The sequence below is a fragment of the Streptomyces wuyuanensis genome (genome assembly GCF_900103455.1).
Classification (GTDB): Bacteria; Actinomycetota; Actinomycetes; order Streptomycetales; family Streptomycetaceae; genus Streptomyces; species Streptomyces wuyuanensis.
In genome coordinates this window covers 39,860-64,025 of sequence record NZ_FNHI01000022.1, presented here as the reverse complement: position 1 = coordinate 64,025, position 24,166 = coordinate 39,860, and the positions used below count along the sequence as shown (strand labels likewise).

General features: G+C 72.8%; 19 protein-coding genes. 14 read left to right on the top strand and 5 right to left on the bottom strand.

The annotated features are described in order from the left end of the window. Positions 1–115: 115 nt before the first annotated feature. Positions 116–1,012 (bottom strand): LysR substrate-binding domain-containing protein, encoded by an 897-nt coding sequence (locus BLT82_RS27765; protein WP_093659692.1) that lies wholly within the window; start codon positions 1,010–1,012, stop codon positions 116–118. Between the two features lie 118 nt (positions 1,013–1,130). Between BLT82_RS27765 and BLT82_RS27760 the strand changes: the two genes are divergently transcribed. Next, a complete protein-coding gene (locus tag BLT82_RS27760; protein WP_093659838.1) occupies positions 1,131–2,159 on the top strand; it encodes a bile acid:sodium symporter family protein in 1,029 nt (342 codons plus the stop codon). Positions 2,160–2,220: 61 nt separating this feature from the next. Here the strand turns inward: BLT82_RS27760 and fdhD are convergent, their stop codons facing one another. Together fdhD and BLT82_RS27750 are read right to left on the bottom strand one after the other, a co-directional pair. Further along, positions 2,221–3,060, bottom strand: coding sequence for a formate dehydrogenase accessory sulfurtransferase FdhD (gene fdhD / locus BLT82_RS27755; protein ID WP_093659690.1), 840 nt, complete (start codon positions 3,058–3,060; stop codon positions 2,221–2,223). Positions 3,061–3,203: 143 nt separating this feature from the next. Beyond that, the gene (locus tag BLT82_RS27750) at positions 3,204–4,175 is read right to left on the bottom strand and encodes a 2-dehydropantoate 2-reductase (RefSeq protein WP_093659688.1); all 972 of its coding nucleotides are present in this window, start codon (positions 4,173–4,175) and stop codon (positions 3,204–3,206) included. Between the two features lie 171 nt (positions 4,176–4,346). Here BLT82_RS27750 and BLT82_RS27745 point away from each other — a divergent pair, with 171 nt between their 5' ends. From BLT82_RS27745 to BLT82_RS27730, 4 genes are all read left to right on the top strand, one after another. Further along, on the top strand, positions 4,347–4,703 hold the full coding sequence (locus BLT82_RS27745; protein WP_093659686.1) for a VOC family protein: 357 nt from the start codon (positions 4,347–4,349) through the stop codon (positions 4,701–4,703). Positions 4,704–5,019: 316 nt separating this feature from the next. Then, positions 5,020–5,964 (top strand): beta-ketoacyl-ACP synthase III, encoded by a 945-nt coding sequence (locus BLT82_RS27740; protein WP_093659684.1) that lies wholly within the window; start codon positions 5,020–5,022, stop codon positions 5,962–5,964. 72 nt (positions 5,965–6,036) lie between these two features. Continuing rightward, complete coding sequence (locus BLT82_RS27735) at positions 6,037–6,711, top strand: GntR family transcriptional regulator (RefSeq protein WP_093659682.1); 675 nt, start codon at positions 6,037–6,039, stop codon at positions 6,709–6,711. 85 nt (positions 6,712–6,796) lie between these two features. Continuing rightward, positions 6,797–9,385, top strand: a complete 2,589-nt coding sequence (locus tag BLT82_RS27730; protein WP_093659679.1) for a SpoIIE family protein phosphatase — start codon at positions 6,797–6,799, stop codon at positions 9,383–9,385. A gap of 246 nt (positions 9,386–9,631) precedes the next feature. Here BLT82_RS27730 and BLT82_RS38215 read toward each other — a convergent pair whose 3' ends face one another. Both BLT82_RS38215 and BLT82_RS38210 read right to left on the bottom strand, forming a co-directional pair. Beyond that, positions 9,632–10,108, bottom strand: a complete 477-nt coding sequence (locus tag BLT82_RS38215; RefSeq protein WP_244529660.1) for a Rossmann-fold NAD(P)-binding domain-containing protein — start codon at positions 10,106–10,108, stop codon at positions 9,632–9,634. Positions 10,109–10,152: 44 nt separating this feature from the next. Next, positions 10,153–10,308: a hypothetical protein gene (locus BLT82_RS38210; protein ID WP_244529659.1), complete on the bottom strand. Its 156-nt coding sequence runs from the start codon at positions 10,306–10,308 to the stop codon at positions 10,153–10,155. Between the two features lie 528 nt (positions 10,309–10,836). Between BLT82_RS38210 and BLT82_RS27720 the strand changes: the two genes are divergently transcribed. From BLT82_RS27720 to BLT82_RS27680, 9 genes are all read left to right on the top strand, one after another. Further along, positions 10,837–11,136, top strand: coding sequence for an antibiotic biosynthesis monooxygenase (locus BLT82_RS27720; RefSeq protein WP_093659677.1), 300 nt, complete (start codon positions 10,837–10,839; stop codon positions 11,134–11,136). 212 nt (positions 11,137–11,348) lie between these two features. Next, positions 11,349–12,530 (top strand): ROK family transcriptional regulator, encoded by a 1,182-nt coding sequence (locus tag BLT82_RS27715; protein WP_093659675.1) that lies wholly within the window; start codon positions 11,349–11,351, stop codon positions 12,528–12,530. Between the two features lie 159 nt (positions 12,531–12,689). Continuing rightward, positions 12,690–14,180 carry a sugar ABC transporter ATP-binding protein gene (locus BLT82_RS27710; RefSeq protein WP_093659673.1) on the top strand — a complete coding sequence of 497 codons (1,491 nt, stop codon included), beginning with the start codon at positions 12,690–12,692 and terminating at the stop codon, positions 14,178–14,180. Beyond that, positions 14,177–15,208 (top strand): ABC transporter permease, encoded by a 1,032-nt coding sequence (locus BLT82_RS27705; protein WP_093659671.1) that lies wholly within the window; start codon positions 14,177–14,179, stop codon positions 15,206–15,208. The genes BLT82_RS27710 and BLT82_RS27705 overlap by 4 nt, the downstream gene beginning before the upstream one ends. Before the next feature lie 97 nt (positions 15,209–15,305). Next, positions 15,306–16,352: a substrate-binding domain-containing protein gene (locus tag BLT82_RS27700; protein WP_208868058.1), complete on the top strand. Its 1,047-nt coding sequence runs from the start codon at positions 15,306–15,308 to the stop codon at positions 16,350–16,352. A gap of 44 nt (positions 16,353–16,396) precedes the next feature. Next, complete coding sequence (locus BLT82_RS27695) at positions 16,397–17,620, top strand: Gfo/Idh/MocA family protein (protein WP_093659669.1); 1,224 nt, start codon at positions 16,397–16,399, stop codon at positions 17,618–17,620. Positions 17,621–17,739: 119 nt separating this feature from the next. Further along, on the top strand, positions 17,740–18,744 hold the full coding sequence (locus BLT82_RS27690; RefSeq protein WP_093659667.1) for a sugar phosphate isomerase/epimerase family protein: 1,005 nt from the start codon (positions 17,740–17,742) through the stop codon (positions 18,742–18,744). 290 nt (positions 18,745–19,034) lie between these two features. After that, positions 19,035–22,748, top strand: coding sequence for a ThuA domain-containing protein (locus tag BLT82_RS27685; RefSeq protein WP_093659665.1), 3,714 nt, complete (start codon positions 19,035–19,037; stop codon positions 22,746–22,748). A gap of 91 nt (positions 22,749–22,839) precedes the next feature. Beyond that, positions 22,840–23,964: an inositol-3-phosphate synthase gene (locus tag BLT82_RS27680; RefSeq protein WP_093659663.1), complete on the top strand. Its 1,125-nt coding sequence runs from the start codon at positions 22,840–22,842 to the stop codon at positions 23,962–23,964. Positions 23,965–24,166: the final 202 nt, after the last annotated feature.

Genomic DNA, 24,166 nt, shown 5'->3' with positions numbered 1-24,166 from the left:
CCGCCCCCGCTGTCCCGGAGGATCGCCGGCGCTCTCCGCCGCCTCCTCGCTGCCGCTCGTTCCCCGCCGTTCGTTCTCCGCCGCGCGCCGCGCCCCTTGCCGCCGGCGCGCCGCGTCAGTGCGTGCCGTCCGCAGGGCGTTGCAACCGGTCGACGCCGGCGAGGATCGCGGCGGCGAGCGCGTCCGCCGGCTCCCGGGTGCCGTGGCGGGCGCCGGCCCGGCGGCCGTGCAGCAGGACGAAGTCCACGTCCCCCAGCTCCGGCAGCCCCGCCCGGTTCGGCACCGGGACCAGTCCGGGCGGGATCAGCCCGCGCGAATGGGCCATCACGCCCAGACCCGCGCGTGCCGCCGCGACCAGTCCGCTCAGGCTGCCGCTCGTGCAGGCGATGCGCCACGCCCGGCCGTGCGCCTCCAGGACCTCCAGCGCCCGCGCCCGGGTGATACCCGGCGGCGGGTACACGATCAGCGGCACCGGCCGGTCCGGATCGAGCCGCAGCTGCGATGCGCCGATCCAGGTCAGCGCGTCCTGCCAGACCAGTTCGCCGTGGGTGCCGCCCGTACGGCGCTTGGCGAGGACGAGGTCGAGCCGGCCCGCCTCCAGCCGCTCGTGCAGCGTGCCGGACAGTTCGACGGTCAGCTCCAGGTCGACCTCGGGATGGTCGCGGCGGAACGTCTCCAGGATCTCGGGGAGCCGTGTCAGCACGAAGTCCTCGGAGGCGCCGAAGCGGAGCCGGCCGCGCAGCCGGGTGCCCGTGAAGAAGGCGGCCGCCCGTTCGTGCGCGTCCAGGATGGTCCGGGCGAAGCCGAGCATCGCCTCGCCGTCCCCGGTGAGCTCCACGCTGTGGGTGTCGCGGGTGAACAGCTGCCGGCCCGCCGCCTCCTCGAGCCGCCGCACGTGCTGGCTGACCGTGGACTGCCGCACGCCCAGCCGGCGTGCCGCCTGGGTGAAGCTGAGGGTCTGCGCCACGGCGAGGAAGGTACGCAGCTGACCGGGGTCGTACACGCGAGCCATGCTAGCCGCGCTCATCGCGAATCGTGATGGCAGTCAGATCGGTGTACGGGATTCCCGATCGCCCATGGGCCGGTGACCATGGAGAGGGCACGATCCGTACCGAGAGCAAGTGGAGCACATGAGCCGCCGCACCCCCCTGCGACCGCCGTTCCGGCCGCCGGTCGATCCGTACGTCCTCATGCTCCTCGGCACCGTTCTCCTCGCGGTGCTGCTCCCCGCCTCCGGCACCGCGGCCGACGTCGCCGGCGGGGCCTCCACCGGGGCGGTCGCCCTGCTCTTCTTCCTCTACGGTGCGCGGCTGTCGGCCCGCGAGGCCCTGGACGGCCTGCGCCACTGGCGTCTGCACGCGACGGTGCTGGCCGCCACATTCGTCGTGTTCCCGCTGCTGGGGCTCGCCGCGGGCGGTCTCGTCCCCGCCGTGCTGACCCCGTCGCTCTACGGCGGGCTGCTCTTCCTGTGCCTGGTGCCGTCGACGATCCAGTCCTCGATCGCCTTCACGTCGATGGCCCGTGGCAACGTGTCCGCGGCGATCTGCGCGGGATCCTTCTCCAGCCTCGCCGGGATCGTGCTCACGCCGCTGCTGGCCGCCGTGCTCCTCGGCCGCGGCACGGGCGGCTTCTCGGCTGACGGGCTGCTGAGGATCGCGCTCCAGCTGCTGGTGCCGTTCCTGGCCGGGCAGTTGCTGCGCCGCTGGATCGCGGGCTTCCTCGCGCGGCACCGGCGGCTCCTGGGCGTCGTCGATCGCGGCTCGATCCTGCTGGTCGTCTACACCGCCTTCAGCCGGGGCATGGTCGCCGGCATCTGGCACCAGGTCACCCCGGTGCGGCTCGGCGCGCTGCTGCTCGTCGAGGCGGTGCTGCTCGCGGTGATGCTCACCCTGACCTGGTACGGGCCCGAACGCCTCGGCTTCGGCCGCGCGGACCGGGTCGCCATCCAGTTCGCCGGCTCCAAGAAGAGCCTGGCCGCGGGGCTCCCGATGGCGAGCGTCCTCTTCGGCGCGCAGGCGAGCCTGGCCGTGCTGCCGCTGATGCTGTTCCACCAGCTGCAGTTGATGGTCTGCGCGGTCATCGCCAAACGGCGGGCGGCCGACCCCCGTCCGGTGGAGGCGGCGCCCGGGAGCGGCCCGGCCCGGGTCCCCGCGCGCTGAACCGCGCCCCGCGGGCAAGGACCCGGCCGGCGCAGGGGGCGCTCCCCGCCGGCCGGGCCCGTCAGACCCCCGAGTGAAGGGCGATGCGTTCCTCGCCCGCGTACACGTTCATGTCCGGGCCGCGCAGAAAGCCGACCAGGGTCAGCCCGGTCTCGGCCGCCAGGTCGACGGCCAGCGAGGACGGTGCGGAGACCGCCGCGAGTACGGGGATCCCCGCCATCACCGCCTTCTGTGCCAGCTCGAACGACGCCCGGCCGGACACCAGCAGGATCACTCGCGACAACGGCAGCAGGTCCTCGCGCACCGCGCGGCCGATCAGCTTGTCCACGGCGTTGTGCCGGCCGACGTCCTCGCGGACGTCGAGCAGTTCGCCCTCCTCCGAGAACAGCGCCGCGGCGTGCAGGCCCCCGGTCCGGTCGAAGACCCGCTGCGCGGCGCGCAACCGGTCGGGGAGGCCGGAGAGCAGTCCGGGCTCGATCCGGACCGGGGGAGTGTCGGCGATGGGGAACCGGGCGGTGGTGCGTACCGCGTCGAGGCTGGCCTTGCCGCACAGTCCGCACGACGACGTGGTGTAGACGTTGCGTTCGAGCGTGATGTCGGGGACCGGGACGCCGGGCGCGAGCTGTACGTCGACGACGTTGTAGGTGTTGGTGCCGTCGTCCTTGGCGCCGGCGCAGTACACGATCGACCGCAGCTCCGACGCGGAGCCGATCACGCCCTCGCTGACGAGGAAACCGGCCGCGAGCGCGAAGTCGTCGCCCGGGGTGCGCATGGTGATCGCCAGTGGGCGGCCGTTCAGCCGGATCTCCAGGGGTTCCTCGGCGACCAGGGTGTCCGGCCGGGCCGTCACCGCGCCGTTCCTGATCCGGATGGTGCGGCGGCGCTCGGTGACCCGTCCCATGGTGATCAGTCCCGACTCTGTGCGTTGGAGCGTGCGCGGTACCGCGCGCGGCCTCGCGCGGGTGCGGCGAGACTTTCCCGACGATCTCATTGTCCTGCACGGTCCGCCGAGTCCGGCACGGGCGGAGGCCGCCCGTGCCGCCCTCATGCCGCGCTCCGCGTCGCCAGCAGGTCCGAAATGGCCGCCACCGTACGGAGCGTGGGCACCGGCACCCCGGTGATCCCGGCGAGTTCCACCACGGCGGCGAGCAGCACGTCGAGCTCCAGCGGCTTGCCCTTCTCCAGGTCCTGGAGCGTGGAGGTGCGGTGGTCGCCGACCCGTTCCGCGCCGGCGAGGCGCCGCTCCACGGAGATCTCGGGGCGGCAGCCGAGGGCGGCCGCGACCTCCAGCGTCTCGGTCATCATCAGTCCGATGACCTCGCGGGTCGTGCGGTGGTGGCACATCTCCCGCATCGTCGCCCGGGTGAGCGCGCTGATCGGGTTGAAGGAGATGTTGCCGAGCAGCTTGATCCAGATGTCGTGGCGCAGCTCCGGTTCCACCGGGCACTTCAGTCCGCCCTCGCGCATCGCCTCGCTGAACCCGAGGCAGCGTGCCGAGACCGAACGGTCCGGTTCGCCGATGGAGAAACGGGTGCCTTCGAGATGGCGGACAACCCCCGGGCCCGCCAGCTCCGTTGCCGCGTAGACGACGCATCCCACCGCACGCTCGGGGGCGAGGACGGCGCTGACGGCACCGCCGGGGTCCACGCTCTCGACGCGCCGGCCGTCGTACGGGCCGCCGTGCCGGTGGAAGTACCACCAGGGGATGCCGTTCTGCGCGGCGACGATCGTGGTGCCGTCCTGGAGCAGGGGCTCGATCAGCGGCCCGCACGCCGCGTACGAGTTGGCCTTCAGGCCCAGGAAGACGTGGTCGACCGGGCCGACGTCGGCCGGGCGGTCGGTGGCGTGGACACGCGCGGTGAAGTCGCCGCGCGGACTCAGCACCCGTACACCGTGCCGCCTCATGGCCGCCAGATGCGGTCCACGGGCGATGAGATGGACATCGGCTCCGGCGCGGTCGAGCGCGGCTCCGACGTAGGCGCCGATCGCTCCGGCGCCGACGACTGCGACTTTCACGTGGGGCTCTCCGTTCGGTCGAGGGGAACCGAGAAACCGGGAAGGCTGGGCACTGCGCGCAGCAAGGTCACTGCATGTCGACGATATATTGTCTACAGTATGGATTTGCCCGCGACAAGGTGTGTGACAGCGTGGACGGCGACCACCCTCGTCGGACGACAGGAGCCAGCGATGGCCGGGGAGATCTCCTTCTTCGAACTCGGCGTGGCGGATCCCGGGAAGGCCCGCACCTTCTACGGCAACCTCTTCGGCTGGACCTTCGAGGACGTGCCGGGCGGCACCGGCTTCGCGATCACCACGCCCACCGTGCCCGGCGGAGTGCACGGGGACGACGCCGAAGCCGTGCCGTACGTCTTCTTCAAGGTCGACGACCTTGCCTCGGCGCTCGAACGGATCACGGAGCTCGGCGGCACGGTCGAAGGGCCGGACACCGAGACCGACGCCGCCGCCGCACGTTTCGGCCGCTTCCGCTTCTGCCGCGACGACCAGGGCTCGCCCTTCGGCGTCCACGAGCCTCCGGCGGGTTGAGCCCCCGCGCCGGCCGCCGGGGGCGGGGCGGGCGGCGGGTCCTGCCGTCCGCCCCCGCGTTCCCGGCGCGCGGCGCGGATCGCGCCCCGGCGTACCGGCGCTCCGTGCTCCCGCCCTCCGGGCACCCCGCGGTCGCGCGGTGCGCCCCGCGTTCCCGGCGCCCCGGCGCGTTTCGCGCGGTGCGTCCCGAGGCCGCCGACTGGGCGGAGCCTCCAACCCGCGCGGGTGAATCCTGTCGGATCGGCCGCCCTCGTACCCACCGGTCACTGACAAGACTGGAGGGCTCCTGACCTCGACACAAAGGGGGTGCCCGGGCATGACCGGCACTCGTATCGCCGCGCTCGGGCACCACCGGCCCGCCCAGGTGCTCACCAACGACGACCTGGCGCGGATGGTCGACACCAGCGACGAGTGGATCACCAGCAGGGTCGGCATCCGGACCCGCCACATCGCGGGACCCGACGAGCCGGTGGACGAACTCGCCGCCCACGCGGCCGGGAAGGCCCTCGCCGCGGCCGGACTCACCCCCGCCGACATCGACCTCGTCCTCGTGGCCACCTCGACCGCGATCGACCGCTCCCCGAACACCGCGGCCCGCGTCGCCGCCCGGCTCGGGATGGCCTCCCCGGCGGTCATGGACCTCAACGTCGTCTGCGCCGGATTCACCCACGCTCTCGCCACCGCCGACCACGCGATCCGGGCCGGCTCGTCCGTCCGCGCCCTCGTCATCGGCGCCGACAAGATGTCCGACGTGGCCGACTGGACCGACCGCACCGCCTGCGTCCTCGTCGGTGACGGGGCCGGTGCCGCGGTGGTCGAGGCGTGCGACGACCGCGACGCGGGCATCGGTCCCGTGCTGTGGGGCTCGGTCCCCGAGATGGGGCACGCGGTACGGATCGAGGGGACGCCGCCTCGTTTCGCGCAGGAGGGCCAGTCCGTCTACCGCTGGGCGACCACCCAGCTCCCGCCGATCGCGCGCAGGGTCTGCGAACGGGCCTCGGTCGCCCCCGAGGACCTCGCCGCCGTCGTACTGCACCAGGCGAACCTGCGGATCATCGAGCCCGTCGCCGAGCGGATCGGCGCGGTGAACGCCGTGGTCGCCCGCGATGTCGTCGACTCCGGCAACACCTCGGCCGCCTCCATTCCGATGGCCCTGTCCCGGCTGCTCGAACGAGGCGACATCCCGTCCGGCGCTCCCGCGCTCCTCTTCGGATTCGGCGGAAACCTGTCGTACGCGGGGCAGGTGGTCCGCTGCCCCTGAGGGATTGCGCTCGGTAGACTGTAGACGATAGCCAATTGCCGTCCCGTAGTGCCGAGGACCGAGGGGGACCCGATGTTGTCCGCAGGACTGCCGCAGGGAACCGTGCCCAGGCTGGAGCGGCCGGGCCCGCTGCGCGAGCGCGTGTACGAGGCGTTGCTCGAGCTCATCACCACCCGCGCACTGCAACCCGGCCAGCATCTCGTCGAGAGCGAGCTCGCGGGTCACCTGGGCGTGTCGCGCCAGCCCGTGCGAGAGGCGCTGCAGCGGCTCAACACCGAGGGGTGGGTCGACCTGCGCCCCGCCCAGGGCGCGTTCGTCCACGAGCCCACCGAGGAGGAGGCCGACCAACTGCTGTCGGTTCGCACCCTGCTGGAGGCCGAGGCAGCCCGGCTGGCCGCCGCGAACGCCGGTTCCGCCGGCATCACCGCGCTCGAGGAGCTGTGCGACAAGGGCGAGCGGGCCGTGGCCGCCGACGACGTGGACCTGGCGGTGGCCACCAACGCCGCCTTCCACGCCAAGGTGATGGAACTCGCCGGGAACGTCGTGCTCGCCGAACTGGCCGGCCAGGTCGACCGGCGCGTGCGCTGGTACTACACCCCCGTCGCGCGGCAGCGCGGCGAGCAGTCGTGGATCGAGCACCGCGAACTGATCGCGGCGATCTCGGCACGCGACGAGCGCCGGGCGACCGAGGTCATGCGCGCCCACACGGAACACACCCGCCGCACGTACCACGAGCGCGAGTCCTGACCTCCCCCCGGCCGCAGGCCGACGGACCCGGCGGGGCAAGCCCCGTCCTGCCGCCGCTCGCCCCGCCCGCGGGCCACGGCCTGAGGTGCGCGCCCCCACGGCCCTGGCGCATCCTTCTTATGTGACCTGGTACGGCGCGGCCAGGCCCGGCGCGCACACGGAGCGCGGGCCGCAGCGCGAGACGAGCGGCGGCGCGGTCCATCCTCTGGACGAGCTCGGCCTGGTGCTCGCCGAGGCCGCGGTCCACTCGATCGGCGCGGTGGGGGGCCACGCCGGAGGGGTGTACCTGCGGTCGGGGACGCCTGGGCTGCTGCGCCTCGCCGTGGTCGTCGGGCTCCCCGGCGAACTGATGCGCCCGTGGTGGCGCATGCACGTCAACAGGCCCTTCCCCGTGGCCGAGTGCCACCGTCGCTCCCAGCCGATCCACCTCGCCGACGGCGAGGAGGCCATGCAACGCTTCCCGCAGCTCATGGCGGGGCTGCCGTTCTCCTTCAGCTCCCTGTACGCGCCGGTCAGAAGCGGCGACGAGCGCTTCGGCGTGCTCGTGGCGCTACGCCCCGCCACCGCCGGGGAACCGGTCGCCGAGGCCGACCGCCGGCGCTTCACCGACGCGGGGGCCCGGCTCGGCGCCGCCCTCGGCGAACTGCACCACGACGGCACCCCCATCCGCTGGGACGGTGAGCCCTTCGTCGTCCAGGCCCCAAACTCGACGGCCGGCCCCGTGCGGATCGGCACGTTCGACTGGGACATCGGCAGCGGAGTGCTCCGCGCCGACGAGGAACTCTGCGCCATCCTCGGTGTGGACCCCGCCGCCTTCACCGGCACCATCGACGCCCTCACCGCCCATGTCACGTCCGAGGACGCCTACCAGCTGTGGGCCGTGGCCCGGGAGGCGGGCCAGACCGGCCGCCCCGTCGTGCGCCGGATCCGGATCACCCGCGACGACGAACCGCCGTCGCTGGTGGAACTGACCGGCCGCCCGGTCCACCCGTCGCCCGGCATCGGGGCCCGCCGCGTCACGGGATCCCTGATCGACCTCGGCACCGGAGTGGTCTCCGGCGAGGCAGGCGACCGGCTACCCGACGGGCTCTTCTCCCTCGACCGCTCCTGCCGCATCACCTACGCCAACCACAGCGCCGAGGACCTGATCGGGATGGACCGGGACCGGCTCATCGGCCGCGTGCTGTGGGAGGCCGTGCCGTGGCTCGACCGCCCTGGCTACTGGGACCACTACCGGGCGGCGCTCCTCTCGCACACCCCTGTCCAGTTCCGGGCCAACCGGGAGGAGGACGTCTGGGTCACCGTCTCCCTCTTCCCCGGCCGGGAAGGGGTGACCGGGACGGTCGCCGACGCCGAACGTCCCGACTACACACCGGGCTCCGTCAGCTTCCCCGGCGCCGGGCTGGGCACCTTCGCCTCACCCGCCGACCGGGCCAGCGCGCTCTACCGGCCGGTCGCCCTCGCCATCGCCCTGACCGAGGCCGTCACCGCGCGCCAGGTCTCGGCCGTCGTCACCGAGGAACTGCTGCCCGCGTTCGGCGGCCGGCAACTGGCCATCTACGTCCTTCACGAGCGCCATCTCTACCTGGCCTGGGAGACCGGCTTCCCGGCCGGTTTCCTCGCGCCCTTCGACGGGGTGGGGCTCGACGCCCGGATCCCCGGCGTGGAGACCCTCACCACCGGCCGCCCGATCTTCTTCGAGTCCATGGACAAACTGTCCGCGGCCTACCCCGGGCTCGCGATCGACGCCTCCGTCGGCGCCCGCGCCTTCCTCCCGCTGATCGCCTCCGGCCGGCCCGTCGGCTCCTGCATCCTCGGATTCGACCACCCTCGCGGCTTCGCACCCGAGGAGCGCACCGTCCTCACCGCCCTCGCCGGGCTCATCGCGCAGGCACTCGAACGCGCCCAGCGCTACGACAGCGAGTCCGCACTCGCCCGCGGCCTCCAGGACGCACTGCTGCCGCACCGGCTGCCCGTCATCAAGGACGTGGAGACCGTCGGCCGCTATCTCCCCGGCACCCAGGGCATGGACGTCGGCGGTGACTGGTACGACGTCATCGAGACGGACCGCGGTCTGGCCCTCGTCATCGGCGACGTCCAGGGGCACGGGGTCTCCGCAGCCGCCATCATGGGCCAACTGCGCAGCGCCGTCAGGGCGTTCGCGCTCGCGGACCGGGAGCCCGACGAGGTGATGAGCGGCACCAACCGGCTGCTCATCGACCTCGATCCCGCGCAGTTCGCCACCTGCTGCTACGTACTCCTCGATCCGGCGACCGGCGCCGCCCAGGCCGTACGCGCCGGGCACCCCCAGCCGCTGCTGCGCAGGCCCGACGGCACGACCGAGGTGCTCGACCTGAGCGGCGGGCTCATCCTCGGCGTCGACGCGGAGGAGCACTACCCGGTCTCCGAACTCACCCTGGAACCAGGGGCGGTACTGGCCCTCTTCACCGACGGGCTGATCGAGGAGGCGGGCACCGACATCGACGCCGGTGTCGAGCGACTGCGCGCCACCCTCAGCAGGGTCAGCCGGATCACGATCGCCGACACCGCCGACCGGCTGATCCGCGAGGCCCGCCAGGCCACGGACCGGCCGGACGACATCGCGCTGCTGCTCACCGCCCGCTGGTCGAGGCGGGAGACGGACCGCACCCTGGCCGGCCCCGGCAGGCCCTGACCGCCGCGAAACGGCGACCGCCCGCGACCGCCCGTGCCGGGCGTCGAGGCGTTGGCCGGAGGCCGGCACGGCGCTCCGCCGCCCACACCTCAGCGCCCTCCGCGCGGCCGGAGGCCGGGGACCGGTCGTGTCGGCCCGTCCCGTACGCCCACCCGCCCTCGTATGTCCCCTTGCCGGCACCTGCCGCCGGTTGCGCCGCGGCCTGTCCTGTCCGCCCGGGCCTCCGGCTCGTGGGCGCCGCCGTGTTCACGGCCGGAAGGAGTCGGCGTGCGCGCCCGCGCACACTGGGGCGAACGTCCTCGGCGGGCGCCCCGTCACATCGCCCACGGCCGGCTGCACCACCGACTCGTCCGCCGCCCCGTCCACGAAGAAGCGGAAGAAGGCGTCGACGTACTCCACCGGCATCCGGGCCTCCATCCCGGCCCGCGCCTCCTCGTCCGACGACGCCTCGAAACGCAGCTCGCGGCGGAGCACCCAGCCGAGGATCCGCACCTGCTCCGCGGGCACGAGCGCCTCGGGCCCGGACAGCGTGTACGCGCGGCCCTCGTGGCCGGACGACGTCAGCGCCACCGCCGCCACGGCGGCGATGTCGTACGGATCGACCGCGGCGACCCCGGCCGCCTGGAACGCGGCACGCACCGTGTCGTCGCCGGCGCGCAGGCCCTCCGCCCACTCCAGGGTGTTCGACGTGAACGAGTACGGGCGCAGGAGCGTCCACGCCACCCCCGACTCCCTGACCGCGGTCTCCGCCTCGGTCCGGTAGCGCGTCACCGCGTTCGTGAGGCCCCCACCGGCACCGAAGCGCCGGAGAGGAGGACGACCCGCTCGACTCCCGACTCGCGCACGGCCTTCAGCGACTCCCGCGCCCGGTCGTGGCCGGGCATCGGGAACACGGCCCGCACCCCGGCGAGCGCCGCGGCCACCGACGCAGGACTGTCGAGACCCCCGTACCGCCTCGGCGCCCTCCGCAGCCCTTCCGCGCGGCCCGAGCGGCTGAACGCCCTTGCGGGGGCGCCCGCTTCGCCAGGACCCGGACCAGCTCCGAGCCGACATGGCCCGTCGCGCCGGTCACCAGGATCATCCCGGTAACTCCTCCGTCGTCGGTCGTACGACGCCGCGCGGATGCGCGCGCGGCCCGCCCGGGCGCCCGGCCCTGCCGCTTGCGGGGCCGGCCCGCCGGACCGGCCGCGAGCACTCCGCGGCGCCCCGGGCATCCCTCACAGTCTGGGGTCCGGCCCCCGGGGCCGCACCCGAGCGGACCCCTCGCGATCCGCGGCGGGCCTCCGCCGCGGACGCCCCGGGACCGCACCCGAAGCAGCCCTCCGGGCCCGCTCTGGCCCAGGCGCCACCCGTGGTCCGCAGCCGTGGCGTGCGGGTGGCCGGAGGACGGGGCACGCTGGTCCTGGGGCTGCCGACCGCCCGGCCACGGCCGCGGAGGAAGGGAAGCTGCGATGTTCGCGAGACTGAGCAGGTACGAGGGGTCGCCCGTGCCCCCCGAGGGCGACCTGTCCGCGCACGCGGAGACGGTCGTCCAGCAGGTCCGGGGACTTCCCGGCTTCCTCGGCGTGTACTGGTTCGTCGACCGGGCAACGGGCAGGGCCGTGTCGCTGACCCTGTGGGAGGACGAGGAGACCATGCTGGCCAGCGAGGAGAGGGCCGACCGGATCCGGGTGGACACGGCCCGCAGGGAGGGCCAGCGGATCGTCTCCGTCGACCGCTACGAAGTCGGCTTCAGCCACCTCAAACCCTGACGGCGCCCCACGGAACGCGCCCCGCCCGCGCCACGTTCGGCCACCCCCGTCCCCGGCTTTGTCCTGGGTGTGGAGAAAGTTGTGGTGGATTGCTGCTCAACTTCTTCCCCCTCGGGGAAAGCGCTGCTACGTTCCCCTCGAAAGCCCGACGAAACGGCTGACCGGGATCCCCCGCGCCGAGGGCCAGGGGAGGGGAGGGGCGCGTGAGACGCATGACGGCTCGACCCGCCAACGCGCACCAGGCGCGACTGCTCAGGCTGTTGCGCGACGGCGGCCCCAACTCCCGCGCCCAGCTGGGCGATCAGGTCGACCTCTCCCGCTCCAAGCTCGCCGTCGAGATCGACCGGCTGCTGGAGACCGGGCTGGTCGTCGCCGACGGCCTCGCCGCCTCACGCGGCGGCCGCCGTTCCCACAACATCCGGCTCGCCCCGAACCTTCGCTTCCTCGGCGTCGACATCGGCGCCACCTCCGTGGACGTCGCCGTCACCAACGCCGAACTGGAGGTCCTCGGACACCTCAACCAGCCGATGGACGTCCGCGAGGGCCCGGTCGCCGTCTTCGAGCAGGTCCTCGCGATGGCGGCCAAACTGAAGGTCTCCGGCCTCGCCGAAGGCTTCGACGGCGCCGGCATCGGCGTACCCGGACCGGTCCGCTACCCCGAGGGCGTCCCCGTCGCACCGCCGATCATGCCCGGCTGGGACGGCTTCCCGGTCCGCGAGGCCCTCAGCCAGGAACTCGGCTGCCCGGTCATGGTCGACAACGACGTGAACCTGATGGCCATGGGGGAGCAGCACGCCGGCGTCGCCCGCTCCGTCGGGGACTTCCTCTGCGTCAAGATCGGCACCGGCATCGGCTGCGGCATCGTCGTCGGCGGCGAGGTCTACCGCGGCACCACCGGCAGCGCCGGCGACATCGGCCACATCCAGGTCGAGGCCGACGGACGCGCCTGCGCGTGCGGCAACAAGGGCTGCCTGGAAGCACACTTCAGCGGTGCGGCACTGGCCCGCGACGCCGAGGAGGCGGCCCGCACCGGGCAGTCGCCCGAACTCACCGCGCGGCTGGAGGCCGCGGGCAGGCTCACCGCCGCCGACGTCGCCACCGCGGCCGCCGCCGGCGACTCCACCGCACTCGACCTGATCCGCGAGGGCGGCAACCGCGTCGGCCAGGTCATCGCCGGACTCGTCAGCTTCTTCAACCCCGGACTGGTGGTGATCGGCGGCGGTGTCACCGGTCTCGGCCACACCCTGCTCGCCAGCGTCCGGACCCAGGTCTACCGGAAGTCCCTGCCGCTGGCCACCGGAAACCTCCCCATCGTGCTGGGCGAACTGGGCCCCACCGCCGGAGTGATCGGCGCGGCCCGGCTCATCAGCGACCACCTGTTCTCCCCGGCCTGATCCGCCCGGACCGGTCGGTCCGCAAACGCACCACAGCACCACGCACCTGGTTCCACCCTGCCCGCTCACCGGCCGCACCTGCCGAGGGGATCCGCCATGGCACCAGAACCACCCGCACCACCATCACCGCAGGACACAACCGCACCACCGCTGCTCACGATGTCCGGCATCACCAAGTCCTTCCCCGGCGTCCGCGCCCTCGACGGCGTCGACCTCGACGTCCAGGCCGGCGAGGTCCACTGCCTCCTCGGCCAGAACGGCGCCGGCAAGTCCACCCTCATCAAGGTCCTCGCCGGAGCCCACCAGCCCGACGACGGACGGATCACCTGGCGCGGCGAAGACGTCGCCCTCAAGTCGCCCATCGCCGCCATGCGCCTCGGCATCGCCACCATCTACCAGGAACTCGACCTGGTGGAGGGCCTGTCGGTCGCCGAGAACGTCTTCCTCGGCCATGAACCCACCGCCGCCGGATTCGTCGTCCGGGGCCGCGGGGCCCGGCGCTCGGCCTCCGCGCTCCTGCGCCGCCTCGGCCACCCCGAGATCGACCCCGGCCGCCGCGTCGGCGGCCTCTCCGCCGCCCAGCAGCAGATCGTCTCCATGGCCCGCGCCCTCTCCCACGACGTGCGACTCATCGTCATGGACGAACCGTCGGCCGCCCTCGACCCCGACGAGACCGACAACCTCTTCCGCATCGTCGCCGACCTCACCGCCGCCGGGGTCGCCGTCGTCTACATCTCCCACCGCCTCGAGGAGATCCGCCGCATCGGCGACCGGGTCACCGTCCTCAAGGACGGCCGCGCCGTCGCCGGCGGACTGCCCGCCAAGGACACCCCCACACGCGACATCGTTGCCATGATGACCGGCCGCAACGTCGAGTACGTCTTCCCCGACCGCCCCGCCTCGCCGCCGGACACCGCACCCGTGCTCCGCGTCGAAGGCCTCAGCCGCGAGGGCGAGTTCGCACCCGTCGACCTCGAACTGCGCCCGGGCGAGATCCTCGGCCTCGCCGGACTCGTCGGCTCCGGGCGCTCCGAGATCCTGGAGACCGTCTACGGGGCCCGCAAGCCCACCACCGGCCGCGTCATCGTCGACGGCCGCACCCTCAAGCCCGGCAGCGTACGCTCCGCCGTCCGCGCCGGACTCGGCCTCGCCCCCGAGGAACGCAAGGCCCAGGGCCTGCTGATGCTCGAATCCGTCACCCGCAACGTGTCGGTGTCCTCGCTCTCCCGCTTCTCCCGCGGCGGCTGGCTCGACCGCGGCGCCGAGCGCCGCGACGCCCGCCGGGCCACCCGCGAGCTGTCGCTGCGCCCGGACAACCCCGACGCCCGCATCCGCACCCTGTCCGGCGGCAACCAGCAGAAGGCCGTCCTCGCCCGCTGGCTGCTCCGCGGCTGCCGCGTCCTGCTGCTCGACGAACCCACCCGCGGCGTCGACGTCGGCGCCCGCGCCGAGCTCTACGCCGTCATCCGCCGGCTCGCCGACGACGGACTCGCCGTCCTCCTCGTCTCCAGCGAGGTCCCCGAGGTGCTGGGCCTCGCCGACCGGGTGCTGGTGCTCCGGGAAGGCCGCGTCGTGCACACGGCGCCCGCCGGGGAGCTCGACGAGCACCGCGTACTCGACCTTGTCATGGAAGGGAGCCCGAGCTCATGACGCAGCCCGCCTCCGAGGCACCGCAGGCCCCTCCGCCGCCCGCGGTCACGCCCCCGGCCGCCAAGGCCGCCAGGCCCGCCCTGGGACTGCGCGCCGACGTCCGCAACCTCTCGCTCCTCGGGGTCCTCGCGGTGCTCGTGGCGGTCGGCGGCATCACCAAGCCCGAGACCTTCCTGGACACCTCCAACCTCCAGCTGGTGCTCACCCAGGCGTCCGTCATCGGCGTCGTCACCGTCGGCATGACCTTCGTCATCACCAGCGGCGGCATCGACCTGTCCGTCGGCGCGATCGTCGCCCTCGCCTCCGTGTGGGCGACCACCCTCGCCACCCAGGAGTACGGCTTCGCCGGCATCCTGTTCACCGCGGTCGTCGTCGGCGTCGGCTGCGGACTGGTCAACGGACTGCTCATCGCCTACGGCGGGATGGTGCCGTTCATCGCGACCCTCGCCATGCTCGCCTCGGCACGCGGACTCGCCCTGCAGATCACCGACGGCAAGACGCAGATCGTGACCGTACAGCCCGTGCTCGACCTGGGCGTTCCCGACTCCTACCTCCTCGGCGTCCCGCCGCTGGTGCTGGTCTTCGCGGTCGTCACCGTCCTCGGCTGGCTGCTGCTGAACCGGACGACCTTCGGACGCCGCACGGTCGCCGTCGGCGGCAACGCCGAGGCGGCCCGGCTCGCCGGCATCGACGTACGCCGCCAGCGGCTCTACCTCTACCTGCTGTCGGGACTGTGCTGCGGCATCGCGGCCTTCCTGCTGATCGTCCTGTCCGGCTCCGGCCAGAACACCAACGGCAACCTCTACGAACTCGACGCCATCGCCGCGGCGATCATCGGCGGCACCCTGCTCAGCGGCGGCCGGGGCACCATCGTCGGCTCCGTCCTCGGCGTCCTCGTCTTCACCACCATCACCAACATCTTCGCCCTCAACAACCTGGAGAGCGCCGTCCAGCAGATCGCCAAGGGAGCGATCATCGTGGCCGCAGTCCTGGTCCAGCGCAGCACCCTGCGCAACGGCGAGACGTGACCCAGCCCCGCTGACACCTCGTCACCCCCGTCCCTCCTCCACCCCCCCGCACGTCCCGGCCCACCCGCATGCCCGAACCCAGAGGGGTTGACCCGCCATGCCAGAAATCCCCGCCACCAGCCGCAGAGGACTGCTGTTCGGCACCGCCGCCGTCTCCGCAGGCGCCCTCCTCACCGCCTGCACCAGCAACGAGCCGAAGAGCGCCGGCACGGCCACCGGGAACGCCCCGGCCGCCGACGACAAGCCCGGCAAGCCCGTCACCATCGGCTTCGCCGGCCCGCAGGCCGACCACGGCTGGCTCGCCGCCATCAACGCCAACGCCAAGCAGCGCGCCGGGAAGTACTCGGACGTCACCCTGGAGATCACCGAGGGCTCCAACGACACCGCCGCCCAGATCGGCCAGATCCAGACCCTCATCAACAAGAAGGTCGACGTCCTGGTGATCCTGCCGGCCGACGGCAAGGCCCTCACCCAGGTCGGGCTCCAGGCCATGAAGGCCGGCATCCCGGTCGTCAACCTGGACCGGATCTTCGCCTCGCCGCAGGCCTACCGCTGCTGGATCGGCGGCGACAACTACGGCATGGGCCTCAACGCGGGCCGCTTCATCGGCGAGCAGCTCAAGGACAAGCCGAACGCCAAGGTGATCGAGCTCGCCGGCATGGACAACCTGGAGCTCACCAAGCAGCGCACCCAGGGCTTCGACGACGCCCTCAAGAACTACCCCAACATCCGCAAGGTCGCCCGCCAGGCCGCCGAGTTCACCGTCGAGTCCGGCCAGGCCAAGATGGCCCAGCTGCTCCAGGCGCAGAAGCAGTTCGACGCGCTGTGGAACCACGACGACGACCAGGGCGTCGGCGCCCTCCGCGCCATCCAGCAGGCCGGCCGGGACGACTTCCTGATGGTCGGCGGCGCCGGCGCCAAGTCCGCGATGGACGCCATCAAGGCCGACAACGGCGTGCTCAAGGCGACCGTCCTCTACCCGCCGACGATGGCCGCGTCCGCCATCGACCTCGCCCGCGCCCTCGGCCAGGGCAAGGGCATCGGCGGCATGGCGGAGCTCGAGATCCCCGCCTCCGTCACCCTCTACTCGGCCGTCGTCACCAAGGACAACGTCGACCAGTACCTGCCGACGGGCTTCAGCTGACGTTCCGCCCGCCCCCACCGAGCAACCGACGAGGAGGAACCCGTATGGCCGGCAAGGAACAGAGGGACAGCGACAGCGAGGCCGCACCGCCGACACTCGGCGTCGGCATGGTCGGATACGCGTTCATGGGTGCCGCCCACTCACAGGGCTGGCGCACCGCGGGGCGCGTCTTCGACCTGCCGCTGCGGCCGGTCCTCGCCGCGATCGGCGGCCGCGACGCGGTCGCCGTCCGGGCCGCCGCCGCCAAGCACGGCTGGGCGGCGGCGGAGACCGACTGGCGCACCCTCGTCACCCGCGACGACGTACAGCTGGTCGACGTCTGCACCCCGGGTGACAGCCATGCGGAGATCGCCATCGCGGCACTGGAGGCGGGCAAGCACGTCCTGTGTGAGAAGCCCCTGGCCAACTCGGTCGCCGAGGCGGAGGCGATGGTGGCCGCCGCCGAGGCGGCCGCCGCGCGCGGCCAGGTGGCCATGGTCGGCTTCAACTACCGGCGGGTGCCGGCCATCGCGTACGCCCGCCGGCTGATCGCCGAGAACAGGATCGGCGCGCTCCGCCACGTACGGGTCACCTATCTGCAGGACTGGCTCGTGGATCCCGACTTCCCGCTGACCTGGCGGCTCGAGCGCGAGCACGCGGGCTCCGGCGCGCTCGGCGACCTCGGCGCGCACGCCGTGGACCTCGCGCAGTACCTGGCGGGGGAGCCGCTGGTCGGGGTGTCCGCGCTCACCGAGACGTTCGTACGCGAACGGCCGCTGCTCGCCGGGGCCTCCACGGGACTGTCGGCGACCGGCTCGAACGGGCGCGGACCGGTCACCGTCGACGACGCCGCCCTGTTCACCGGGCGGCTCGCCTCCGGGGCGCTGGCCTCCTTCGAGGCGACCCGGATGGCGGCCGGCCGCAAGAACGCCCTGCGGCTGGAGATCAACGGCGAGCGCGGCTCACTCGCCTTCGACCTGGAACGCCTCAACGAACTGTCCTTCCACGACCACACCGAACCCGCCGCGTCGGCCGGCTTCCGGCGGATCCTCGTCACCGAATCCGCCCACCCCTACCTGGAGGCGTGGTGGCCGCCCGGCCACGCCCTCGGCTACGAGCACACCTTCGTGCACCAGGCGCGCGACATCGTGCACGCCGTCGCCTCCGGGAACACCGCACCGGCACCGTCGTTCGCCGACGGACTGCAGGTGCAGCGGGTGCTCGCCGCCGTGGAGGAGAGTGCCGAGAAGAACGCCGTCTACACCCCCGTCCCGGGGTCCGCCGGCTGACACCCGGCCCCACCCACCCGGCCCGCACACCGCCGGGGAGCCCGGGGGGTGCTCCCCGGCGGCGTGCCACCGTCCACGGGCCCGCCGTCCGCGGGCCGCCGTACGAGGAGGTCCTCGCCGTGCCCCGTCCCTTCACCCTGTTCACCGGCCAGTGGGCCGACCTGCCCCTGGAGGAGGTCTGCCGGCTCGCCCGCGACTTCGGCTACGACGGTCTCGAACTCGCCTGCTGGGGCGACCACTTCGAGGTCGACAAGGCCCTCGCCGACCCCGCGTACCTGGACGGGCGGCGCGCGCTGCTCGACAAGTACGGACTGAAGTGCTGGGCGATCTCCAACCACCTCGTCGGCCAGGCCGTCTGCGACAACCCGATCGACGAGCGGCACCAGGCGATCGTGCCCGCCCGGATCTGGGGCGACGGCGAGCCGGAGGGCGTCCGCCGGCGCGCGGCCCGCGAACTGCAGGACACCGCCCGCGCCGCGGCCGCGTTCGGCGTCCGCACCGTCATCGGCTTCACCGGATCGTCGATCTGGCACCTGGTCGCCATGTTCCCCCCGGTGCCGGAGCGGATGGTCGAACGCGGCTACGAGGACTTCGCCGAGCGGTGGAACCCGATCCTCGACGTGTTCGACGCCGAGGGCGTGCGCTTCGCCCACGAGGTCCACCCCAGCGAGATCGCATATGACTACTGGACCACGCACCGCGCGCTGGAGGCCGTCGGGCGGCGGCCCGCGTTCGGGCTGAACTTCGACCCCAGCCACTTCGTCTGGCAGGACCTCGACCCCGTCGGCTTCCTCTACGACTTCCGGGACCGGATCTACCACGTGGACTGCAAGGAGGCCCGCACCCGGCTCGACGGCCGCAACGGACGCCTCGGCTCCCACCTCCCGTGGGGCGACCCGCGGCGCGGCTGGGACTTCGTGTCCGCCGGCCACGGCGACGTGCCCTGGGAGGACGTGTTCCGGATGCTGCGATCCATCGGCTACGACGGGCCCGTGTCCGTCGAGTGGGAGGACGCCGGCATGGACCGTCTGGCGGGCGCGCCGGAAGCGCTTGCCACGCTCAAGCGGTACGACTTCGACCCCCCGTCCGCGGCCTTCGACGCCGCCTTCGGGGGCAAGGACTAGCCCGCTCCCGCAGGCCGGAGCCTGGTGGCGGCCCCCGCCGCCGGGCGGTCCGGCCTGCCCCGGAACGGCTTTGTCCTGATGCGGGAAAAAGTTCAACTTCCCCGCCGCACAAGGGCTTTCGGTGGTGGACGAACCCCGCTACCGTCCCTGAGGTGTACAGGACACAGCCGTGAAACACGGCTCGCATCCTGAACGAGTGACACGACCAGCGTGACGGCGCACGCCGGTCCCCGGACCTTCCGCACGGCAGCACCACCCGCCCGTACGACCGCTCTTTCCGGAGGACACACGTGCACATAAAACGGCCCGGAGCACAGCGAACCCGCGTCAGAAAGGGCATCGCGCTCCTCACCGGCGGCCTGCTCGCCGCGACCTCCCTCACCCTCGCCGCCCCCGTCGGCGCCCTCGCGTCCGCGAGCGAAGCGGCGCCCGCCGCGGCCGAGGAGTTCCAGCAGGTGACCCTCGCCAAGGGCGAGCCCGAGGTCGGCGAGCCCATGTCGCTCGCCGTACTGCCCGACCGCAGCGTCCTGCACACCTCGCGAGACGGCGAGCTGCGGATGACCGACGCCGCGGGCAACACCCGCGTCGTCGGCACCGTCCCCGTCTACGCGCACGACGAGGAAGGCCTCCAGGGCGTCGGCATCGACCCCGGCTTCGCACAGAACCGGGCGATCTACCTCTACTACGCGCCCCCGCTGGACACCCCCGCAGGCGACGCCCCCAACGAGGGCACCGCCGCCGACTTCGCCAAGTACGACGGCGTCAACCGGCTCTCCCGCTTCGTGCTCAGGGCCGACGGCACCCTCGACAGCGCCAGCGAGAAGAAGGTCATCGACATCCCCGCCACCCGAGGCATCTGCTGCCACGTCGGCGGGGACATCGACTTCGACGCCCAGGGCAACCTGTACCTGTCGACCGGCGACGACTCCAACCCCTTCGCCTCCGACGGCTACACGCCCATCGACGAGCGCCCCGACCGCAACCCGGCCTACGACGCCCGCCGCACCTCCGGCAACACCAACGACCTCCGCGGCAAGATCCTCCGCATCAAGGTCGCCGACGACGGCAGCTACACCGTCCCCGACGGCAACCTCTTCGCCCCGGGCACCGCCAAGACCCGGCCCGAGATCTACGCCATGGGCTTCCGCAACCCGTTCCGCTTCAGCGTCGACAAGAAGACCGGCGTGGCCTACGTCGGCGAGTACGGTCCCGACGCCGGCGCCGCCGACCCCAAGCGCGGACCGGCCGGACAGGTCGAGTTCGCCCGCATCACCAAACCCGGCAACTTCGGCTGGCCGTTCTGCACCGGCGACAACGACCCCTACGTCGACTACGACTTCGCCACCAAGGTGTCCGGCGCGACCTACGACTGCGCGGCCCCGAAGAACGACTCGCCGCACAACACCGGCCTCGTCGACCTCCCGCCCGCCGAACCCGCATGGATCCCCTACGACGGCGGCTCCGTCCCCGAGTTCGGCACCGGCTCCGAGTCCCCCATGGGCGGACCCGTCTACCACTACGACCCGGACCTCGACTCCCCGGTGAAGTTCCCCGAGGCCTACGACGGCGACTTCTTCGCCGGCGAGTTCGGCCGCCGCTGGATCAAGCGCATCGAGCACGGCGCCGACGGCACCGTCCAGTCCATCAACCCCGTCCCCTGGACCGGGACGCAGATCATGGACATGAGCTTCGGCCCCGACGGCGCGCTCTACGTCCTCGACTACGGAACCGCCTGGTTCGGCGGCGACGAGCACTCCGCGCTCTACCGCATCGAGAACGCCACCGGAGGCCGCTCCCCGGTCGCCGAGGCCACCGCCAACAAGACCTCCGGCAAGGCACCGCTGAAGGTCGCGTTCTCCTCCGCCGGCACGACCGACGCCGACGGCGACGCCCTCACCTACACCTGGGACTTCGGCGACGGCGGCACGTCCACCGCCGCAAACCCGACGTACACCTACCGCAAGAACGGCACCTACACCGCCACCGTGACCGCCAAGGACCCCACCGGACGCACCGGATCCGCCAGCGTCCAGGTCGTCGTCGGCAACACCGCACCCAAGGTCACCCTCGAACTCCCCGCCGAAGGCGCCCTGTTCAGCTTCGGCGACGAGATCCCCTTCAAGGTCACCGTCACCGACCCCGAGGACGGCACCGTCGACTGCGCCAAGGTCAAGGTCACCTACATCCTCGGCCACGACAGCCACGGCCACCCCGTGACCTCCGCCAACGGCTGCACCGGAACCATCAAGACCTCCGCCGACGGGGGCCACGACCCCAACGCCAACATCTTCGGCGTCTTCGACGCCGAGTACACCGACGGCGGAGGCGGCGGCCAGGCCGCACTCACCGGCCACGACCAGGCCCAGCTCCAGCCCCGCCACCGCCAGGCCGAGCACTTCACCGGCCGGTCCGGCATCAGCGTCATCGACAAGACGCCCGCCCACGGCGGCAAGACCGTCGGCGACATCCACGACGGCGACTGGATCTCCTTCAAGCCCTACAACCTCACCGGCACCACCAAGCTCACCGCCCGCATCTCCTCCGGCGGCGCCGGCGGCTTCCTCGAGGTCCGCACCGGCTCCGCAGGCGGCACCCTCCTCGGCTCCGCCCCCGTACCGGTCACCGGCGGCTGGGAGACCTTCCAGGACATCGACGTGCCGCTGCGCGCCGTACCCAGGAAGACCACCGAACTGTTCCTCGTCTTCAAGGGCGGAGCCGGAGCCCTCTACGACGTCGACGACTTCGAACTCTCCAGCACCCCCGCCGACCGCTCCGCCAAACGCGTCCTCGTCTTCTCCAAGACCGCGGGCTTCCGCCACGACTCCATCCCCACCGGTGTGACGGCCCTCAAGGAACTCGGCACCGGCAGCAACATCACCGTCGACGCGACCGAGGAAGCCGGCCAGTTCACCACCGCCAACCTCGCCCGCTACGACGCCGTCGTCTTCCTCTCCACCACCGGCGACGTCCTCAACGCCGAGCAGCAGAAGGCGTTCGAGAACTACGTCGCCACCGGCGGCGGCTACATGGGCGTCCACGCGGCCGCCGACACCGAGTACGACTGGGAGTTCTACGGCGGCCTCGTCGGCGCCCACTTCCACTCCCACCCGCAGATCCAGAAGGCCACAGTCCGCGTCGAGGACCACGACCACCCCGCCACCTCCCACCTCGACGCGGCCTGGGAGCGCACCGACGAGTGGTACAACTACCGCACCAACCCCCGCGGCCAGGCCCGCATCCTCGCCACCCTGGACGAGACCACCTACCAGGGCGGCAACATGAAGGGCGACCACCCGATCGCCTGGTGCCAGACCTACGAGGGCGGCCGCTCCTTCTACACCGGCGGCGGACACACCAGGGAGTCCTACGCGGAGCCCGCCTTCCGGCAGCACCTGCTCGGCGGCCTGCGCTACGCCTCCGGCCAGGTCAACGCCAACTGCAAGCCCGCCACCGGCTACCGCGACCTGTTCAACGGACACACCCTCGAAGGCTGGAAGCAGGCCGGCCCCGGGAAGTTCACCGTCACCGGCGGCGAACTGCGCACCGAGGGCGGCATGGGCATGCTCTGGTACCAGGCCAAGGAGCTCAAGTCCTACTCCCTCAAGCTCGACTGGAAGCTGGACGGCGACGACAACTCCGGAGTCTTCGTCGGCTTCCCCGCCTCCGACGACCCCTGGTCGGCCGTGAACAACGGCTACGAGATCCAGATCGACGCCACCGACGCCCCCGACCGCACCACCGGGGCCGTCTACGGATTCAAGTCCGCCGACCTCAAGGCCCGCGACCGGGTCCTGAGGCCGCCCGGCCAGTGGAACAGCTACGAGATCAAGGTCCAGGGTGAACGGCTCCAGGTCTTCCTCAACGGAGCGAAGATCAACGACTTCACCAACACCGACCCGGCACGCAGCCTGAAGGACGGCCACATCGGCATCCAGAACCACGGCGCCGACGACCAGGTGTCCTTCCGCAACATCCAGCTCAAGGAGCTGCCCTCGTCGTCGTAGGGCGGCCCCTGCCGGACCACAAGCCGGCGGCGGGCGGGGAGACGCCGTACCCCCGCCCGCCGCCCCACCACAGCACGCAGGGAGGCAGTCCGTGACGAACACCGACGAACGCCGCACCGGAGTCTGGCTGATCGGAGCCCGCGGCTCCGTGGCCACCACCGCGATCACCGGATGCGCGGCCGTCACCGCCGGACTCCACCCGGCCACCGGCATGGTGACGGAAACACCGCCGTTCGCCACGGCCGCCCTGCCATCGTTGTCATCCCTCGTCTTCGGCGGCCACGACACCACCGCCTGCCCCCTGCCCAAACGCGCCGAACACCTCGCCGCCGGCGGAGTCCTGCCGCACGGACTGCCCACCGCCCTGCGCGCCGAACTCACCGCCGCCGACGACGAGATCCGCACCGGCGGCCCCCTCCCCGGCGACACCCGCACCGACGACGAACTCATCACCGCCTTCGCCGCCGACATCACCGCCTTCGTCCGCCGCCACGACCTCGCCCGCGCCGTCGTCGTCAACGTCGCCTCCACCGAACCCGCCCCCGCACCCGGCTCGGCACGCCTGCCGGCCAGCTCCCTCTACGCCGCCGCAGCGATCGAGGCCGGCAGCGCCTACGTCAACTTCACCCCCTCCACCGGGCTGCGTACCGCCGCCCTCGAGGACGCGGCCCGCGCCGCCGGACTTCCCCACGCCGGCCGCGACGGCAAGACCGGCCAGACGCTGCTCCGCTCCGTGCTCGCCCCCATGTTCGTCCAGCGGGCCCTGACCGTACGGGCCTGGTCGGGCACCAACCTGCTCGGCGGCGGGGACGGAGCGGCCCTCGCCGACCCCGCGGCGGCCGCCGCGAAGAACGCGGGCAAGGAACGCGTCCTCGCCGACACCCTCGGCACCACGCCCGAAGGGGAGGTCCACATCGACGACGTCCCCGCCCTCGGCGACTGGAAGACCGCCTGGGACCACATCGCCTTCGACGGCTTCCTCGGCACCCGCATGGTCCTCCAGACCACCTGGCAGGGCTGCGACTCCGCACTCGCCGCCCCCCTCGTGCTCGACCTCGCCCGCCTCGCCGCCCGCGCCCACGAAGCCGGACTGTCCGGGCCCCTGCCGCAACTCGCCTTCTACTTCAAGGACCCCGACCCCGGGGCGCCCGCGGCGCTCGCCGACCAGTACGCGGCCCTCCTCGCCTTCGCCGGCCGGCTCCGGAACGCCCGATGACGCGGCGGCGCTCCCCGGCCGCCCCTGCGGCGCCGGGACCCGCGCGCACCCTGGGGCTTCTCGGCGCGCTGGCCACGGCCGCCGCGGGCACCGCGGTCCTCTTCGGCGCCTTGCGCGGCACCCCGGCCGGCGGCCCCGGCATGCCCTCGCGCACCGCGGGCGGCCCGGGTCAGGAAGCGGGCGGCTTCGGCCCGCCGTACGA

Coding starts and splice junctions, on each gene's coding strand:
- BLT82_RS27710 (WP_093659673.1), top strand. CDS start 12,690: ATGTCCGGCATCACCAAGTCCTTCCCCGGCGTCCGCGCCCTCGACGGC.
- BLT82_RS27700 (WP_208868058.1), top strand. CDS start 15,306: ATGCCAGAAATCCCCGCCACCAGCCGCAGAGGACTGCTGTTCGGCACC.
- BLT82_RS27745 (WP_093659686.1), top strand. CDS start 4,347: ATGGCCGGGGAGATCTCCTTCTTCGAACTCGGCGTGGCGGATCCCGGG.
- BLT82_RS27760 (WP_093659838.1), top strand. CDS start 1,131: ATGAGCCGCCGCACCCCCCTGCGACCGCCGTTCCGGCCGCCGGTCGAT.
- BLT82_RS27715 (WP_093659675.1), top strand. CDS start 11,349: ATGACGGCTCGACCCGCCAACGCGCACCAGGCGCGACTGCTCAGGCTG.
- BLT82_RS27765 (WP_093659692.1), bottom strand. CDS start 1,012: ATGGCTCGCGTGTACGACCCCGGTCAGCTGCGTACCTTCCTCGCCGTG.
- BLT82_RS27695 (WP_093659669.1), top strand. CDS start 16,397: ATGGCCGGCAAGGAACAGAGGGACAGCGACAGCGAGGCCGCACCGCCG.
- fdhD (WP_093659690.1), bottom strand. CDS start 3,060: ATGGGACGGGTCACCGAGCGCCGCCGCACCATCCGGATCAGGAACGGC.
- BLT82_RS27705 (WP_093659671.1), top strand. CDS start 14,177: ATGACGCAGCCCGCCTCCGAGGCACCGCAGGCCCCTCCGCCGCCCGCG.
- BLT82_RS27720 (WP_093659677.1), top strand. CDS start 10,837: ATGTTCGCGAGACTGAGCAGGTACGAGGGGTCGCCCGTGCCCCCCGAG.
- BLT82_RS27735 (WP_093659682.1), top strand. CDS start 6,037: ATGTTGTCCGCAGGACTGCCGCAGGGAACCGTGCCCAGGCTGGAGCGG.
- BLT82_RS27740 (WP_093659684.1), top strand. CDS start 5,020: ATGACCGGCACTCGTATCGCCGCGCTCGGGCACCACCGGCCCGCCCAG.